Consider the following 16371-nt stretch of genomic DNA (forward strand, 5'->3'; position numbering starts at 1 on the left):
TATCACCATCGCGATGTTATACCAATTTGACTTAATACTTGCTCAATTTGAAGGAGTTAATCTGACGCTAACAGCGTTAAAAATTTCTCACTTAGAACAACTAAATAGCAAAATTTTTGCCTTGCCTATATGGATGTAGGTACCAAAGCGATAGCAGGACGCGGTAGCGGAGTTATCGACAAGATTTTCTCGCCTCAAAATAGACTACTTAATTTAGAAAATTGGTATTACTTGCGTTGTGTGCAGTTACGGTCATTTACAATTGACTTTTGCCAAGTATCGAACGCTTAAGTAAAATAGCCAGCTAATTGCATGTTAAGTATTTCAATCCTATGAAAAAGTTTACAGCGCCTGAGGCGTGGCAGGTTACATGTTTAAAGGCCGAACCCTTTTCCCATTTGAATCAGCTGTTTGATTTAAAAAGCCAATCAGACTGGCCAACACCTCAGTGGCTATCATCACACGCAAACACCATTAGCTCACAACAATATAATACTCGGTTTGTGGCCGACGAAACGCTGGACTTTGGTGAAAAATACTACGAAGAAATTATCTATGAAACTCACCAAGTACCAACACGCAGTCAAAATTGGCATGATTTATTTGGCGCGCTTATTTGGTGTTTATTCCCAAAAACAAAAGCACTGTTAAATGCGTTACATATCGAAGAAATAGAACAGTTTGGCTTAAAGCAGAGAAGTAAAAAACGCAATGCCCTTACGTTATTTGATGAATGTGGTTTGGTATTAGCAATAGATGATGACATGTGGCGAGATGCGTTTAAAGCCCACGATTGGCAGCGTGTATTTTATGACAACAAGTCCCAGTGGCCGCAAAGTTTAAAGCCTTTTGTATTTGGTCATGCAAATTATGAAATGCTAACGGATCCCTTTATTGGGTTGACGGGAAAGCTGGTGTGTATCAATGTTGATGCTGCTTTTTGGCAGCTTTCACTTGCTCAGCAATATATTTGGCTCGATACCAAACTGGTTGAACTTATTAGTGACGGTTTACTTGAGGACAATACCAAAATGTCGCCAATTCCACTGCTGGGGATCCCAAATTGGTATGAACCACAAGACCTTGCATTTTATCAAAACACGGACTATTTCAGACCGAAAAGAAGGAAATAGCATGATAGCTATTAGCGGACTAAAAAAACGTTTTGCCCTAACTCGCGAACATAAAAAGAAAAAGAGTCAGACAGATCCTCGAGAGCGAGATGGCTTTTTCCACAGTGTGGAGGAGGTGAACCTACACTGTGGTGAGGGAGAGGTACTGGGTCTACTGGGGCCAAATGGAGCAGGAAAGACCACAACTTTGCGTATGCTCTCTACTGCACTAACCCCAGACGATGGCACTATTTTGGTTGACGGTCAGGATATTGTAAAAAAGCCAGTTGTGGCGCGTAAGGCAATAGGCTTTCTCTCTGGTTCAACGGGGCTATACGGCCGTCTTACAGCCAAAGAAAATGTAGAATACTTTGCTCGACTTCATGGATTAAAAGGAAAAGCGCTAAAAGCCAGATGCGATGCACTGTTTCAACGCTTGGAAATGGAAACTTTTCTAGATAAAAGAGCAGAGCATTTGTCGACTGGAATGAAGCAAAAAACAAATATTGCACGAGCAGTAGTGCATAACCCCAAGGTGGTGGTGTTAGACGAGCCAACTACGGGGCTTGATATTATGACTACGCAAACCGTAATCTCATTTATCCGTGACCTTAAATCAGCTGGCACACCCGTTATATTCTCAACTCATCATTTAGATGAAGTGGCACTGTTGTGTGACCGAGTGTCTGTAATTGACAAGGGGATAACCTGTTTCGATGGCAGCCTTGCAGAATTTAAAACCAAAGGCCAAAGTCACGAGCTAAACCAAGCATTTTTGAATTTATTAACGGGAGCTGCGCATGTTTGAAGTATTTTTGAAAGAGCTCAGAGAGCTTCTGCGCGACCGTAAAACACTATTTTTCGTGATAGCCCTACCCATGCTCGTGTTTCCCGTGATCATGGCATTAGTAGGGTTTATGGCATCACAAGCCGCGATGGAAGCAAAACAGGAAGTGCATACGTACTATATTGTGAACGAGTCCTTTGCCGAAAAGTTTTCAGAACAAGTTTTTTATCATAAAAGTTTTAAAAAATATAATGGAGAACTAGCACTTGATAGTGTTGAAGCGCTCAGTGACGCTGTCCGTAATGGTGTGATTGATGTGGGGATATTTATCCCCGCTGATCCCGCGAAAAACTTAGAGTCGGGCATTAAAAGCGAATGGAAAATAGTGTTCAATGATGCCCAATCGATTAACTTTATTTATGACCGTTTATCTAAACTGGCAATGTCATTTTCCGATGAACTTAGAGCATTGAAATTAGCCGCTTTGGGATTGTCTCAAGAGCAGCAAGCTGCTGTTTTACAACCTATTTCAATTACCAAGGTAGATACTGCGGATAAGCGTGAAAACTTAGGTGAAAAGTTAGGTGTATTTATCCCTTACATGCTTATCCCATTAGTGCTGATGGGTGCGAGTTATCCGGCAATAGACTTAGGTGCAGGAGAGAAAGAGCGTGGTACTTTAGAGACGCTATTATTGACCCCAATTTCTCGCACTGAATTGGTATTAGGAAAGTTTTTAACTGTACTGAGTAGTTCAATATTCTGTGCCCTTATTACGGTCTCTAGTATGGCGTTGTGGATTGGGATAGCGAGTCGTTTCGTCGAGCTTGATGTCATTAAAACTGCTTTTTCTTCGGTGGCCATGATGGACTTTGTCTTAATTTTTGCATTGCTACTGCCAGTTGCAGTTATGCTGTCATCACTGACATTGGCTATTTCCATTTACGCAAGAACCTTTAAAGAAGCACAAAACTATATGGGGCCACTGAGTATGGGGATTTTTATTCCCATAGTGATGTCTTTAATGCCAAATATGGAATTGACGGCTAAGACGGCCTTGATCCCCATAACTAATGTTGCGTTGGCCATAAAAGAAATCATTAAAGGCACCGTTGATTATAGCTATGTTGCTCTGATATTTGGTGCATCAACGGTATTAGCAGCAGGTCTCCTTGTCTGCTGCGTCAAGTGGTTTAATAAAGAAACTGTACTGTTTAGGTAAAGTACAAGGCAGCAGTAATTATTGAGAATTATGGCGTTTTTCTGTACGATTAGCGCCTTAATACATGCCGGAGTTGTAGTTAACTTAAACTCGTCATAATGTTTACCCCGACTTCAGGTTAGTTTCAGGATAGCGGGCGGAAGTTTTAAGCTTCAATATTTGTCACTCAAGGAATGTAAAGATGACATCAACCACAGAACTAAAGTCTGTCAGTGAAACAGTAACTAGCGGCATTGCAATGTTATTGTTGTTATCGTCAGTGCTGCATTTTTTCACTTCAAGTTTCATCGAAGCGCTGGTCTACTTAATCATTGCCTTGGTGCTATTTTCATACTGTCATCGCTTAACGTTTGATCCTTTTAAAAAACAAGTTGTGATCACAAAGCAACTGTCGGTGCTAAGTAGAAACATTTGGACAATACATCAATCTCTAATACCACTTAAAACGGTAACTGACATGTCAGTGGAGGGGAATAAACAGCTCAGTTATTTAGGCATTAGCTACCTTGCTAATGGTAAGCGGCCTGCCATCTATTCGTTTTCGTGTTTGAAGCAAACCAGCCAACTTGACGAGATATTGTCAGGAGTAGGTTTTGATCAAAACAAAGGTCAAACTGGAGCTTCCTATACTGACGGAGCAGCGCGTGAGACCCCAGTAACTCTTGCTGAGTTATTTCCTTCATTTATGAGAAATAATAGAGCGATTGAGGCGTGCTTTCCAGTATTACGATGCGCACTACCAACACCACGGGAGAAGCGCCATATTGCTTGGATGGTAGTAGGGGGCTTTGGTTTTATGACTGGCGCTGTGCTTTACTCATCTCAAAATTATGTAGCGGGTTTAGTATTGTTGGTGCTCACCTATTTGAGCTACTGGTTGACGTGTGTGCTTATCAGTAATAAACACTATTTTGTTTATCATTCTCCCTGTAACGAAATTGAGGTCGAGAAAGACAGCCTATTGCTACCCGCGTTACTGTTTAAAGATAAACAGCCTCGAAAGGTAAACAAGGGCGAAGTTAAAAGTATTAAAGCACACTGGAATACATTCACGGTCAGTGACCTAGATAGATTAGCCGCTTCTACTCGTCGTAATCATATTGTTGAGTTAGTATTTGACACAGAATACGGCACGACGGTCTCACTCTCTGGCATGAGCGTAGAAGCCGAGCCACTTCTGCTAGCGTTAACGCATTGGCAGTATCCGCTGTCGGTAGCGCATACGGATAAAGAGGTTTTCCCAATAGTGAAACACTTTAAATATGGTATCCTTGTCTTTATTTTAGGTATAATTGTTTGGGCAATGACGACATATGTAATACCAATCATCTTAAATAAGTGAGCTATTTTCTATCGCCAAAATAAACACTTTGCTGTTTATTCGTTTTTTCAAACTAAGCAAGCATGAAGACTAATATAATACAGCCAACATGGCAAAAAGCTCAGATAAGTGCAAAAAATGCACTGTGCTAACACTAGGTATAAACACTAAATATGAAACACAATCAGGATTCTCCTCAGGCTTTGGCTGAGGAAATGTTGCAAAAGGAAGCGACACTAAGAGAATTTAACTCGCTGCGGCCTAACAATAAACAGCGATTCTATAGAAGTGCAGGTATGCTAACGGCAGTCGTATTTTTGGTATATTGTTATCCAGAAATTATCGAACAACCTGTTTTATACATACTGCTGATCCTGATGATGAGCTTAAACGCTCAGGCATACGTGCAAAATAAGCGTACTAATAAGCGCATCGATTTACTGCATAAGCTATTAAAGGATGAGTGATTAAAAAGAAGCCGCTAATTAAGCGGCTTTAACATTATTGGTTTCCATACTTTCCATTTCAACGACACTGAGGACAGATTGTACGTCTGACCAATGCAGCAATTCGATACGACCAGCTTGGTTTTCTACCAATGCTGTGCAGTTCTCTATCCAATCACCATCATTACAATAAACGATGCCGTCTACGACACGGATCTCAGGCTGGTGGATGTGCCCGCAGATAATACCGTCAACGCCTTGCTTTTTCGCTTCATGAATAGCGGCATTTTCAAAAGCTGCAATAGCTTCTCTCGCCTTATGTACACGTTGTTTAAGCCAAGATGCCAGTGACCAATAATGGCCTCCGTATAACCGTCGTACACGATTGGTCCAACGATTTAAAAACAATAAAAAGTCATAAGCGGTGTCACCAATGAGGCTGATCAGTTTGTTGTAGCGAGTTGCTGAATCAAAGTCATCACCATGTAGCAGTAAAAAGCGTTTACCTGCCGAAGTGGTATGAATGAAGGTTTTGTGTACTTCGACTTTAAAGAGTGTTTGTCCGCCATAATGCCTAAAGGTTTCATCGTGATTACCAGGAATGTAAATAACGCGAGTACCAGCTTCAGCTTTTTTTTGTATACATTCCAATACCTGATAATGAGAGGGATCCCAAAAGAATTGGCGTTTCATTGACCATAGATCAACAATATCACCCACTAGGTATAGTACATCACATTCTGTTTTGTTGAGGAAATCTAACAAGAACTTTGCTTTACAGTCCTTGTAGCCTAAATGGACATCTGAGATCCAAATACTCGGATAGTACGTTGTTTTCATGGCCTGACTCTTTAGCGTAATAATAATAATGCTAAGAGGTAAAGGTGACAGATACAGGGCAATTAGAAGAAGGTAATATGACAAAGGGGCAGACAAAAGAATGCCCCTCTATTGGAAACTCAAGCGTACTTATTTGCTTTTAATTGCATTAACGATAGTGTCTACCGCAGACTCAATATCAAGCATTAACTTTTCGCCAGTATGGCGGTTTTTCAACTCAACCTTATTTTCATCAAGGTTGCGCTCACCTATTACTAAGGTATACGGTACGCCAATAAGCTCCATATCGTTAAACATAACGCCAGGACGCTCCTTACGGTCGTCAAATAATACATCTATACCCTTAGTTTGCAGATCTGTATAGAATTTCTCTGCTATCTCAGGGATACGGTGAGACTTGTGCATGTTCATTGGCACGATAGCAAGTTCGAATGGCGCAATGGCAACAGGCCACTTGATACCGTAGTCGTCATTATTCTGCTCGATTGCCGCGGCAACGATGCGTGAAACACCAATACCATAACAGCCCATGGTCAATGTTTGGTTTTTACCTTCTTCACCGAGGACACCGGCTTTCATCGCTTCTGAGTACTTTGTACCAAGCTGGAATACGTGACCAACTTCTATACCGCGTTTGATCAGGATTTTACCCTTTCCACAAGGGCTTGGATCGCCCTCGACTACGTTACGTATGTCTTCAACAGTATAGTCGTTTACGTCTCTGTCCCAGTTGATACCACTATAATGAACACCATCTTTGTTTGCACCAGCTACAAAGTCTGCCATTACTGCGGCACTGCGATCTACGATAATAGGCATTGAGAGACCAACAGGGCCCAGTGAACCAGGTTTTGCACCAATTGCCTTGACGATGTCTTCTTCGCTTGCCATTTCAAGTGGTGAATCGACTAGTGCTAGTTTTTCAGCTTTGAGCTCATTTAATTCATGATCGCCACGAACAATCAGCGCGACAAGACCACGATGACCGTCTTCATTTGGTGCCCCATACACAATAAGTGTTTTGACGCCACGGTGCGGTTTCACGCCATGCTTTGCTTTTAGCTCTGCGATGGTGAAAGCTTCCGGCGTGTCAAACGTATTGAGTTCTTTATTTTGGGCTGGACGAGCTTCAGTTGGTGCTAGCGCTTCAGCCTTCTCAATGTTTGCCGCGTAATCACTTTCGTCACTAAATGCGATAGCATCTTCACCAGACTCTGCAAGTACATGGAACTCGTGCGATAAGTTACCACCAATTGAACCGCTGTCTGCGATAACTGGGCGGTAGTCAACGCCTAAACGATCAAAAATGTTACAGTAAGCTTGGAACATCTTATGATAGGTTTTTTCAAGACATTCATCACTCATATGGAATGAGTATGCATCTTTCATGGTGAATTCACGTGCACGCATTACGCCAAAGCGTGGACGAACCTCGTCACGCACTTTTGTGCTCACTTGGTAAAGTGTGATTGGAAGTTGCTTATAGCTATTAATTTCGCGACGTACAAGATCCGTGATCACTTCTTCATGTGTTGGGCCCAGCGCAAAAGGGCGGCCGTGACGGTCATTAATACGTAAAAGTTCAGGACCAAACTGCTCCCAACGACCAGACTCTTCCCATAACTCTGCTGGCTGGATCACTGGCATGAGAAGCTCAATCGCTCCCGCTTTGTCCATTTCTTCGCGGACAATTCTTTCGACTTTGCGGAAAACTTTTAAGCCTGATGGCAGCCAAGTATAAAGTCCAGATGCTAGTTTACGGATCATTCCCGCTCTAAGCATTAACTGATGGCTTACCACTTCGGCATCAGACGGCGTCTCTTTTTGAGTCGCCAATATATATTCACTCGTACGCATTCTTATTCCAGTATAAGTTACTTATTGTTCTCTTATTAGCGGCTATTCTAGCAGTGCTATTGCCGCTTAAAAAGCTTTAATACCTAAACATTTTCATAATTTAGTAGTTTATTGGTAAGCAGCGGTGTTCACTATTTAGCTGACGAAATCTCAGTGACATGATTGTGCTCACCATCTACGCTCCAGCGGATATTATAATCATATAAACTCATACCATAGCTCTGTTGTAATGCACGTTTTTTCTTGTATGCAGGGCGAGGATCTTGTTTAAGTACGTTCGCAATAAACTGTTTTAGTTCTGGGTATTGTTTTTGCTTTTCGATAAAGGTTGCAGCATCATCTGAAAAACTGACTGACATTTGTGTTTCAGGTCTGGTGTCAGCAAAGCCTGCGGTAGCATCCACCAAGGCATCTGAGTATGGAAGGTATGGCTTGATGTCAATAATGGGTGTACCATCTAATAGGTCAATTCCAGATAATAATAAATCTAGTTGACCATTTTTGTATTCAATACCCTCGAGTTTTACTGCACTCATGCCAATGCCATTAGGTCTAAAAGTTGCCCTAGTCGCAAAGACACCTTTGCGTTCATTACCACCTAATCTTGGTGGACGAACGAGAGCAGAATAACCTTTATCAGCCGTTTCATGGAAACGAAATAGCAGCCAAATATGCGTAAACTCGTCAATCCCACGAACAAATTCTTCGCGATTAAATTCGCCGACAAAGCGCAACTTGGCTTTTGCTTCAGGGACAAGCCTTGGTTGTCTTGGAATAGCGAATTTTTGTTTGTAAGGTGATTGAATATAGCCAATGGGCTGAATTTTGACAGGTTCCACCGTTTTCTCTATCTAAATCTAAGTAGCGTGAGTTTACTATCAATTGTGTTTTTCACAAAATCTCAAAAGGGTGCCATCGCTGTAATGTGGTGTAATTATTTTATTTTGATTTTTAGTATAAAGTTGTAAACAAAATAAGATTGGTTCTCTCTCTATGGATAAGCAACAGTTATTTTACCAACTTAATGACAATTCACAGCATCAGTGCGATAGAATTCTTGGTACCCGTGCGCACGAATATAAAAAACTCGTCGCTGAGATTAAGCCTATTCAAGGGCTAAAGGAAAAGCTTCGAGCGCAAAAAATAAGAAATGGTATATAGTTGTCATGGAATTTTATAAAAAAGTTCATCAAAGCTGCCAACAAGCCCTATGCCATTCGTCGCCACTCAGACCTATACTGATAAGCGCAATTTCAAATCGTCGCGCATCACTACAAGCTATCGTGTCAAACTTATCCGATGGTGTAGTTAGTCCCAAAGAATTAGATACTTTACTCAGTCAAGAAGCAGAAAAAGTGAGCGTACAACTACTAAAAGAAGGGAATTTAAGTAAGCAAGAGGCTATTGCTGCAAGTGAAAAGGTGATATTTACACTAGCGCGAAATCTACTTTAATACCAAAGGCGGAAGCTACTAGTAGGTTTAATGATCGTTATTGACTTCGTCAGGTGCTTGCTTATCTAAGAAGTCCAACAACGCGTCAACGCTAACTTGAGTTGTCTCTGAAAATGCCTCTAGATCAAATCTAACACCAAAGAGACAGTCCTTTACCCGCTCATCGTTTACTTCAATGCGCACGATAGTGCCGTGTAGAGCGGCTAAATTCAGTAGTGTTAAGCCGGTATCGTGCTCGAATGTAACGTCAAACTTGGTCGTTTGGAATAATTTTAATGCTTCAGAATAGGGAGCTTGTAGCTGCATACCTGTTCGGCTAATGTTTGTAATTTGTCCATTGATAAGAGTGCGTCCCGAGTATATCAGCGCCTTATGTGGAGGTAGCGCTGAGTGTCGAGTAGATTGGCGTTTGCTTGCACTATTCCATGATTTGTTAACAGCTGCTTCTAGTTTTTCAGCTTTGAATGGTTTAACGACAAAATGGCTTACTCCGTTTTGTATTGCTGTAATGACAAAATCGCGGCCGCCGTTGGAGGTCATCATGATGAATGGAATATCTTTTAGCTGGTGATTGTTCCGGACATGATATAGTAGTTCCTCGCCATTCATTTCAGGCATATTCCAATCTGAAATAATAATATCAATCGGGTGAGACTCTAGAATTTGAGTAGCATGCACACCATTTGTCGCTAGGATGACTTTGTCTGAGCCCAAGCGAGTATGGATGATGTTACGTACAAGATTGCGCACTGTTAAACAGTCGTCTACTACTAAAAATTGTACATTTCTCACCACAAACCAGCCTAAGCCAAAAAATTCGGCGCGGATCCTACCACAGCTATGACTAATTAGTAAGCATCAAGAACAAAACTTAAGCGTGAATGATGTCAAAAAATAAGCAACTTACTGATACCTATTTAAATAATATGAGCTAAAATATTCTAGTGATTACTCTCTGTGTTGTCCTCGCTCGGGTTTATCAGACTTTATGCCAGTCAACTGTGGGAAGCGACTCTATAACTGGTTTGGCAAAGTAGTAACCTTGGAACAAGGTTAGTCCAGCCTGCTTGAGATACTCGTATTCAGCCCGAGTCTCTACTCCCTCTGCGAGTAGCTTCACATTGAGCATATCACAGGTGACAATCATGCCTTTGAGAATAGCTTGCTTAGCATGATTGTTTTGAATATCAGCGATCAGCGACATATCAAGTTTAATAAGATCAGGTTGAAACCCACTAAGCAAGCTAAGGCCAGCATACCCTTCACCAAAATCATCAATAGCAGTCTTGAATCCATTCTCTCTATATGTTTTGAAAATTGTTGTGAGAAAAGAGCGGCTAATCACTTGCTCTTGCTCGGTTACTTCAAAAATAATCTGTTTCGTTGGAAACTGACATCGTTTGGCACTTTTTATGGTAGTCTCGAGGCAAGCTTGAGGTTCATAAATAGCTTGCGGCATAAAATTAATGTTGAGATTATCCGTTTGGTTCAGCGCTGAAAACGTCTCAATCGCAGTTACTCTGCAACGCTGATCAAAGGCATATAGGTTATCTTCATTGACATTGCTTAATATCTCGAACGCGCTCTCTCCGTTTTTTCCTCTCACTAGTGCTTCATAAGAGAATATCGACTTGGAGTTAATATCAACGATCGGCTGAAAGGCCATGGTGATATCAAAATTAAGCTTTTGCTTACATAAGCAGCGTGTTGCTGAGGTATGTCGCATATAGTTAGCCTTTTTGTTGATGCCTGCCGGCACTAGACTCAGCAAGTACTTGATGCTTTATTATTGTCTTTTGATCAGAATTATTTGTCGCTCAATGTTTGCTCTAGTAAAGACTCTGTTTGGATAGCGATCTCTTTCATTTTTACCGCATACGCTTCTAACTTTTTATCTTCTTCTGTTTTCGCCTTAAATTGCGGGATCTGAATGGGGTATCCTGCTTGATCCATGGCAATAAAGCTGATGATGCAGTGATTGGTTTCGACCAACCTTTGAGTTTTTGGGTCTCCACAGCGGACTTGTATAAAGATCTGCATGCTCGTATTGCCAGTATGCGCAATGCGCGCGGACACCTCAACGATTTGACCAACTAAAATCGGACGATGAAAACGCATACCTGCCACTGAAACGGTGACACAATAGCTGCCGCTCCACCCAGCGGCGCAAGCGTATCCAGCTTGATCTATCCATTTCATGACCATCCCACCGTGTACTTTGCCGCCAAAGTTGACATCAGTAGGCTCTGCTAAAAATCTGAAGGTGACGGACTGTTGCGACATAGGTTTAGCTCTAGTTCCGATGACTTTAAGCTAAGTATAGGAAAGAAAGGGGCATTTCGCCCCCGCAATTTAGGATAAATTAGTACTACATGTTGGGATAGTTTGGACCTCCAGCGCCTTCTGGCGTCACCCAAGTAATATTTTGGCTCGGATCTTTGATATCGCAGGTTTTACAATGAATACAGTTTTGCGAATTAATGACAAACTGTTTTTCGCCTTGCTCATTTTCATTGACTTCATAAACGCCCGCTGGGCAGTATCGTTGTGCTGGCTCGTCAAACTTCGCTAAATTAACTTTGATTGGAATATCAGAATCTTTTAATTGAAGGTGACATGGTTGTACTTCCTCATGATTGGTATTCGATAAAAATACAGAGGAAAGTTTGTCAAAGCTTAATTTACCATCTGGTTTTGGATAATTTATCTTTTTGGATTTCGATGCCAGCTTAAGCTGCTCATGATCAGCATGTTCATCTTTAATGGTAAATGGTAGTGAGCCTGAAAAAATATTTTGGTCGATCATATTATAGGCTCCGCCCATAATACGGCCTAACTTATGCATTGCTGGACCAAAATTACGAGACTGATAAAGTTCATCGTAAAGCCAACTCGCTTTGAACAGATCCGCAAAGCTTGCGAGATCTGATGGGGCATGCTCTTGCTCTAGGGCGTCAATGATAGCATCAGCAGCCAGCATGCCAGATTTCATTGCAGTGTGGTTACCCTTTATTTTAGCAAAATTGAGAGTACCTGCATCACAACCGATAAGTAATCCGCCTGGGAAGTGCATTTTAGGCAAGCTGTGGAAGCCACCTTTTGCGATGGCACGAGCACCATATGCAACGCGCTCAGCACCCTCAAGAACTTGGGCAAAGGTGTCGTGATGTTTCATACGCTGGAATTCATCAAATGGACTCAAGTGGGGATTTGAGTAATTAAGGTCAATAATGAGTCCGACTACGACTTGGTTATTTTCTCCATGGTACATAAAAGAGCCGCCATGGGTGCTGTTGTCAAGTGGCCAACCTGTGCCATGAACCACAAGGCCTTCTTTGTGTTTGCTTGGGTCAACTTGCCAAATTTCCTTGAAGCCGATGCCATAGTGTTGAGGAGAAGCTTCTTTATCAAGCTCAAATTCTGAGATGAGTGATTTACCTAAATGGCCTCGGCAACCCTCCGCAAAAATCGTGTACTTTGCTCTGAGTTCCATACCTGGCATGTAACTATCTTTTGGCTGACCCTTCCTATCAAGACCCATATCTCCGGTAACTATACCTTTTACTTGCTTGTCCTCAATGATCAATGAATGGGCACTAAAGCCTGGGAATATTTCAATTCCAAGCTGTTCGGCTTGTTCAGCGAGCCAACGGCATACATTCCCCATTGAAACAATATAATTACCTTCATTCTTAAATGTTTTAGGCACAAGTAAATGTGGCAATTTGGTGGCGCTGTGCTCATCTTTGAATAAATAAATATCATCACCGGTGACTTTAGTGGTTATTGGTGCACCTTTTTCAGCCCAATCAGGGATCAGCTCGTCTAGTGCTTTAGTCTCAAATACGGCACCCGACAAAATGTGTGCGCCGACTTCAGAGCCTTTCTCGACTACACAAATCATTAATTCTTTTTGTTTTTCCTGGGCCTGTTGAGCGAGTCGGATAGCGCAGGATAAGCCCGCGGGGCCTGCACCTACTATCACAACATCAAACTCCATGGTTTCTCGTTCGACCATAATTAACCTCACACTATTTGACGGTAGATTAACTAAAGAGAGGCTTTAGTTTGAATTTCGTTAAACTAAGGTTATTTGAGGTTGACGTTTACGTCAACAGGAAGTAGTCTGAATCCAGTAAAATAATTTGTTGACGTATACGTCAGCTTAGAGAATAACCAGATGATGGAGTAACCATGAAAGTACTTGTGCCAATCAAACGCGTGATTGATTACAACGTAAAGGCAAGAGTCAAACCTGACAACAGTGATGTTGATTTGAGCAACGTAAAAATGGCAATCAACCCGTTTTGTGAAATTGCAGTTGAAGAAGCTGTGCGCTTAAAAGAAGCAGGAACCGCAACTGAAGTTATAGCGGTATCTATCGGTGACAAAGCTTGCCAAGAACAGCTAAGAACAGCACTTGCCCTCGGTGCGGATAAAGCAATTCATATTGAGTCAGATGCAAAACTTGAATCTTTGCACGTCGCAAAACTGCTAGCCAAAATCGTCGAACAAGAGAGCCCAGAATTGGTTATTCTAGGCAAACAGTCTATTGATTCAGACAACAATCAAACGGGACAAATGCTTGCGGCGTTGACTAAGCGTGCTCAGGGCACTTTTGCCTCTAAAGTTGTAGTTGACGGCAATAAGTTGCAAGTGACGCGTGAAGTTGATGGCGGGTTGCAAACAGTGTCGCTATCACTTCCAGCTGTGGTGACAACAGACTTGCGTTTGAATGAACCGCGTTATGCTTCACTGCCAAATATTATGAAAGCTAAGCGTAAACCACTAGATGTAATCACTGCGGATTCATTAGGCGTTGATTTAGCTCCCCGTATTGAGCTGGTAAAAGTTGAAGAGCCAGCCAAGCGCTCTGGTGGCGTGATGGTTGAGAGTGTTGAAGAGCTAGTAAACAAGTTAAAAACAGAAGCAAAGGTGATCTCATGAGCGTATTAGTTATTGCTGAGCACGAAAGTGGTGTACTAAAACCGGAAACCGCTAAGGTGGTTGCTGCTGCAACAAAAATCGCAAGCCACGTTACCGTATTAGTTGCAGGTCACAACATTGCCGAGGCTGCGGATCACTCAGCTCAGATTGCAGGTGTACAGAAAGTAGTAGCAGTTGACGATGCGTCATTCGCACACCAATTGGCAGAAAATACATCTGAGTTGGTTGTTGAGTTAGCAAGTGACTTTTCACACATTTTGTTTTCAGCTTCTACCACAGGTAAAAATATCGCGCCACGTGTTGCGGCGTTATTAGACAAATCGCAGATCTCTGAAATTATCGATGTAATTGATGCTGATACTTTTAAGCGTCCAATTTATGCGGGTAATGCAATTGCGACCGTGAAATCACTAGACTCGCAAAAAGTCATTACTGTACGCGCATCAGCATTTGATGCCGCTGATACGCAAGCTGCATGTGACATTGAAGCGCGCTCGCAAAGTATTGCCTCTCAAGTGAGTGAGTTTGTGAGCATTGAACAAACTGAATCTGAGCGCCCTGAATTAACTGCGGCACCGGTTGTTATTTCAGGCGGCCGTGGTATGCAAAACGGTGAAAACTTTGCTTTGCTAAATGGTATTGCTGACAAACTAGGGGCTGCGATTGGTGCATCGCGTGCTGCTGTTGATGCGGGCTTTGTGCCTAATGATATGCAAGTTGGCCAAACCGGTAAGATTGTGGCGCCTAACTTATATATTGCAGTTGGGATCAGTGGCGCAATTCAGCATCTTGCTGGTATGAAAGATTCTAAGGTCATTGTTGCTATCAACAAAGATCCAGAAGCCCCGATTTTTCAAGTGGCTGACTACGGTCTGGTTGCGGATCTTTTTGATGCGTTACCTGAGCTTGAGCAGGCGCTGTAACGCTTCTTTTTGTAGCTAGCCTACATCAAGAAAAATAATTCTGGTTGTTAAAGCCGTTGTACCTTTGGTCGCGGCTTTTTTCATTTGTAGGGAGATGGACATGCTAACAGGCTTAAATCACATAACAATAGCTGTATCTAACCTCAAGACATCAGTAGATTTTTATTCTGGCTTGTTAGGGTTTGAACTATGGGTATCTTGGGATAAAGGCGCGTATTTAAGTCTCGGTGATGTATGGCTTTGTTTATCTTTGGGAGAGCCCGCTCCGAGCTCAGATTATAGCCATATAGCGTTTAACATTACCGCTGAAGACTTTACGGCTTTTTCTAAAACGATATTAGAAAACGGGGTTGGGGTGTGGAAAGAAAACAGCAGTGAGGGAGATTCTTTGTATTTTTTCGACCCAGATCATCACAAACTTGAGATCCATAGTGGTAGTTTGCAAAGTCGGTTAAAAAGTTTGCAGCAGCAACCATATTCAGGCCTCACTTGGCATAAAGCGGTGTGATTCTATTTTCTAGAATGCTTGTATCTTTAATTGCGCATTTTACTTCTGGTTACTGAGCTCCATAATAAAACAAAACATGATGGAGCAAAGTAATGGCAATTCAACTAAATGGCAAAGCACATGATATCGGTGGTCTTGCAGTAAACCGCGTACTTCCGCAGCGCGCCAAACGCATGGTAGGTCCTTTTATCTTTTTTGATCAAATGGGACCCGGCAAATTCAGTATTGGTGATGGTATCGATGTAAGGCCGCATCCGCATATTGGGCTTGCAACCCTCACTTATTTGTTTGAAGGTAACTTGCTCCATCGTGACTCTCTTGGGAATCAACTTGAGATCCATCCTGGGGATGTAAATTGGATGGTGGCAGGGCGTGGCATTGCGCACTCGGAGAGAGAGTCGTTTGAAACCAAAGCGCAACCCCATGCTATCCATGGTTTGCAATGTTGGGTCGCGCTTCCTGAAGATTATGCTGAAATTGAGCCGAGTTTTTCACATGTCAATCGAATGCAGCTACCAACAAGACAACTCGATGGAGTGATGACAAGAGTCATTATAGGGAGTGCTTATGGATTGCATGCGCCTGTACCAACGTTTTCTCCAATGTTTTACGTAGATGTGATGGCAAAGGCTGGCAGTTATCTTGAAAGACCAAATCAATCACAAGAAATCGGCATATATGTGATCTATGGTGAAGTAGAGGTGTCAAATACATCTTATGGATCACAATCGTTTATATTACTTGAAGGGGACGATATAAAATTACACTTTAGTAAAAACAGTCGTGTGATATTACTCGGAGGACAAGCTTTTTCGAAAACGCCGTATATAGATTGGAATTTTGTATCATTTAGCAAAGCGCGTATTGAGCAAGCCAAACAAGATTGGCGAGGAGGGAGATTTGCTACGATCCCTGAAGATAAGCTCGAACATATTTCACTGCCTTAGCAAGGAG

The 16371-nt window shown here is 42.1% G+C and carries 17 protein-coding genes; 10 read left to right on the forward strand and 7 right to left on the reverse strand.

Annotation, left to right across the window (positions count from 1 at the left end; genetic code table 11):
- The first annotated feature begins 332 nt into the window (after positions 1-332).
- From F9Y84_RS07795 to F9Y84_RS07815, 5 genes are all read left to right on the forward strand, one after another.
- Entirely contained in the window at positions 333-1133 is an 801-nt protein-coding gene (locus tag F9Y84_RS07795; RefSeq protein WP_128729686.1) for a DUF3025 domain-containing protein, read from the forward strand.
- Between the two features lies 1 nt (position 1134).
- Positions 1135-1920, forward strand: a complete 786-nt coding sequence (locus F9Y84_RS07800) for an ABC transporter ATP-binding protein (protein WP_125251432.1) — start codon at positions 1135-1137, stop codon at positions 1918-1920.
- On the forward strand, positions 1913-3121 hold the full coding sequence (locus F9Y84_RS07805; protein ID WP_147390551.1) for an ABC transporter permease: 1209 nt from the start codon (positions 1913-1915) through the stop codon (positions 3119-3121). Before F9Y84_RS07800 ends, F9Y84_RS07805 begins: the two co-directional genes overlap by 8 nt.
- 181 nt (positions 3122-3302) lie before the next feature.
- Entirely contained in the window at positions 3303-4463 is a 1161-nt protein-coding gene (locus F9Y84_RS07810; protein ID WP_147390552.1) for a hypothetical protein, read from the forward strand.
- 152 nt (positions 4464-4615) lie between these two features.
- On the forward strand, positions 4616-4909 hold the full coding sequence (locus F9Y84_RS07815; RefSeq protein WP_147390553.1) for a hypothetical protein: 294 nt from the start codon (positions 4616-4618) through the stop codon (positions 4907-4909).
- A gap of 18 nt (positions 4910-4927) precedes the next feature.
- Here the strand turns inward: F9Y84_RS07815 and F9Y84_RS07820 are convergent, their stop codons facing one another.
- From F9Y84_RS07820 to tsaA, 3 genes are all read right to left on the reverse strand, one after another.
- A complete protein-coding gene (locus F9Y84_RS07820; RefSeq protein ID WP_128729682.1) occupies positions 4928-5728 on the reverse strand; it encodes a UDP-2,3-diacylglucosamine diphosphatase in 801 nt (266 codons plus the stop codon).
- A gap of 129 nt (positions 5729-5857) precedes the next feature.
- Positions 5858-7585: a proline--tRNA ligase gene (locus F9Y84_RS07825; protein ID WP_147390554.1), complete on the reverse strand. Its 1728-nt coding sequence runs from the start codon at positions 7583-7585 to the stop codon at positions 5858-5860.
- A 131-nt stretch (positions 7586-7716) separates the two neighbouring features.
- The gene (tsaA, locus tag F9Y84_RS07830; protein WP_147390555.1) at positions 7717-8424 is read right to left on the reverse strand and encodes a tRNA (N6-threonylcarbamoyladenosine(37)-N6)-methyltransferase TrmO; all 708 of its coding nucleotides are present in this window, start codon (positions 8422-8424) and stop codon (positions 7717-7719) included.
- 327 nt (positions 8425-8751) lie between these two features.
- Here tsaA and F9Y84_RS07835 point away from each other — a divergent pair, with 327 nt between their 5' ends.
- Entirely contained in the window at positions 8752-9039 is a 288-nt protein-coding gene (locus tag F9Y84_RS07835; protein WP_125251425.1) for a hypothetical protein, read from the forward strand.
- Positions 9040-9066: 27 nt separating this feature from the next.
- Here the strand turns inward: F9Y84_RS07835 and F9Y84_RS07840 are convergent, their stop codons facing one another.
- The 4 genes from F9Y84_RS07840 to F9Y84_RS07855 all read right to left on the reverse strand — a co-directional run bounded on the left by F9Y84_RS07840 (position 9067) and on the right by F9Y84_RS07855 (position 13057).
- Positions 9067-9831, reverse strand: a complete 765-nt coding sequence (locus F9Y84_RS07840; protein WP_128729679.1) for a response regulator — start codon at positions 9829-9831, stop codon at positions 9067-9069.
- A gap of 187 nt (positions 9832-10018) precedes the next feature.
- Positions 10019-10765 (reverse strand): EAL domain-containing protein, encoded by a 747-nt coding sequence (locus tag F9Y84_RS07845; protein WP_147390556.1) that lies wholly within the window; start codon positions 10763-10765, stop codon positions 10019-10021.
- Positions 10766-10845: 80 nt separating this feature from the next.
- Positions 10846-11322 (reverse strand): acyl-CoA thioesterase, encoded by a 477-nt coding sequence (locus F9Y84_RS07850; protein WP_125251422.1) that lies wholly within the window; start codon positions 11320-11322, stop codon positions 10846-10848.
- 85 nt (positions 11323-11407) lie between these two features.
- Complete coding sequence (locus F9Y84_RS07855) at positions 11408-13057, reverse strand: electron transfer flavoprotein-ubiquinone oxidoreductase (protein ID WP_147390557.1); 1650 nt, start codon at positions 13055-13057, stop codon at positions 11408-11410.
- Positions 13058-13233: 176 nt separating this feature from the next.
- Here F9Y84_RS07855 and F9Y84_RS07860 point away from each other — a divergent pair, with 176 nt between their 5' ends.
- The 4 genes from F9Y84_RS07860 to F9Y84_RS07875 all read left to right on the forward strand — a co-directional run bounded on the left by F9Y84_RS07860 (position 13234) and on the right by F9Y84_RS07875 (position 16364).
- A complete protein-coding gene (locus F9Y84_RS07860; RefSeq protein WP_147390558.1) occupies positions 13234-13986 on the forward strand; it encodes an electron transfer flavoprotein subunit beta/FixA family protein in 753 nt (250 codons plus the stop codon).
- Positions 13983-14909 carry an electron transfer flavoprotein subunit alpha/FixB family protein gene (locus F9Y84_RS07865; protein ID WP_147390559.1) on the forward strand — a complete coding sequence of 309 codons (927 nt, stop codon included), beginning with the start codon at positions 13983-13985 and terminating at the stop codon, positions 14907-14909. Before F9Y84_RS07860 ends, F9Y84_RS07865 begins: the two co-directional genes overlap by 4 nt.
- Positions 14910-15009: 100 nt before the next feature.
- Positions 15010-15417: a fosfomycin resistance glutathione transferase gene (gene fos / locus F9Y84_RS07870; protein ID WP_128729676.1), complete on the forward strand. Its 408-nt coding sequence runs from the start codon at positions 15010-15012 to the stop codon at positions 15415-15417.
- Between the two features lie 92 nt (positions 15418-15509).
- Positions 15510-16364 carry a pirin family protein gene (locus F9Y84_RS07875; protein ID WP_147390560.1) on the forward strand — a complete coding sequence of 285 codons (855 nt, stop codon included), beginning with the start codon at positions 15510-15512 and terminating at the stop codon, positions 16362-16364.
- Positions 16365-16371: the final 7 nt, after the last annotated feature.

This window comes from Pseudoalteromonas peptidolytica, assembly GCF_012641745.1.
GTDB lineage: Bacteria > Pseudomonadota > Gammaproteobacteria > Enterobacterales > Alteromonadaceae > Pseudoalteromonas > Pseudoalteromonas peptidolytica.

What these genes read in the sequence shown, in the direction of transcription:
- F9Y84_RS07855 (WP_147390557.1), bottom strand. Translation starts at nt 13,057, where the DNA reads ATGGTCGAACGAGAAACCATGGAGTTTGATGTTGTGATAGTAGGTGCA.
- F9Y84_RS07815 (WP_147390553.1), top strand. Translation starts at nt 4,616, where the DNA reads ATGAAACACAATCAGGATTCTCCTCAGGCTTTGGCTGAGGAAATGTTG.
- F9Y84_RS07875 (WP_147390560.1), top strand. Translation starts at nt 15,510, where the DNA reads ATGGCAATTCAACTAAATGGCAAAGCACATGATATCGGTGGTCTTGCA.
- fos (WP_128729676.1), top strand. Translation starts at nt 15,010, where the DNA reads ATGCTAACAGGCTTAAATCACATAACAATAGCTGTATCTAACCTCAAG.
- F9Y84_RS07805 (WP_147390551.1), top strand. Translation starts at nt 1,913, where the DNA reads ATGTTTGAAGTATTTTTGAAAGAGCTCAGAGAGCTTCTGCGCGACCGT.
- F9Y84_RS07800 (WP_125251432.1), top strand. Translation starts at nt 1,135, where the DNA reads ATGATAGCTATTAGCGGACTAAAAAAACGTTTTGCCCTAACTCGCGAA.
- F9Y84_RS07860 (WP_147390558.1), top strand. Translation starts at nt 13,234, where the DNA reads ATGAAAGTACTTGTGCCAATCAAACGCGTGATTGATTACAACGTAAAG.
- F9Y84_RS07820 (WP_128729682.1), bottom strand. Translation starts at nt 5,728, where the DNA reads ATGAAAACAACGTACTATCCGAGTATTTGGATCTCAGATGTCCATTTA.
- F9Y84_RS07810 (WP_147390552.1), top strand. Translation starts at nt 3,303, where the DNA reads ATGACATCAACCACAGAACTAAAGTCTGTCAGTGAAACAGTAACTAGC.
- F9Y84_RS07835 (WP_125251425.1), top strand. Translation starts at nt 8,752, where the DNA reads ATGGAATTTTATAAAAAAGTTCATCAAAGCTGCCAACAAGCCCTATGC.
- F9Y84_RS07825 (WP_147390554.1), bottom strand. Translation starts at nt 7,585, where the DNA reads ATGCGTACGAGTGAATATATATTGGCGACTCAAAAAGAGACGCCGTCT.
- F9Y84_RS07795 (WP_128729686.1), top strand. Translation starts at nt 333, where the DNA reads ATGAAAAAGTTTACAGCGCCTGAGGCGTGGCAGGTTACATGTTTAAAG.
- F9Y84_RS07845 (WP_147390556.1), bottom strand. Translation starts at nt 10,765, where the DNA reads ATGCGACATACCTCAGCAACACGCTGCTTATGTAAGCAAAAGCTTAAT.
- F9Y84_RS07850 (WP_125251422.1), bottom strand. Translation starts at nt 11,322, where the DNA reads ATGTCGCAACAGTCCGTCACCTTCAGATTTTTAGCAGAGCCTACTGAT.
- F9Y84_RS07865 (WP_147390559.1), top strand. Translation starts at nt 13,983, where the DNA reads ATGAGCGTATTAGTTATTGCTGAGCACGAAAGTGGTGTACTAAAACCG.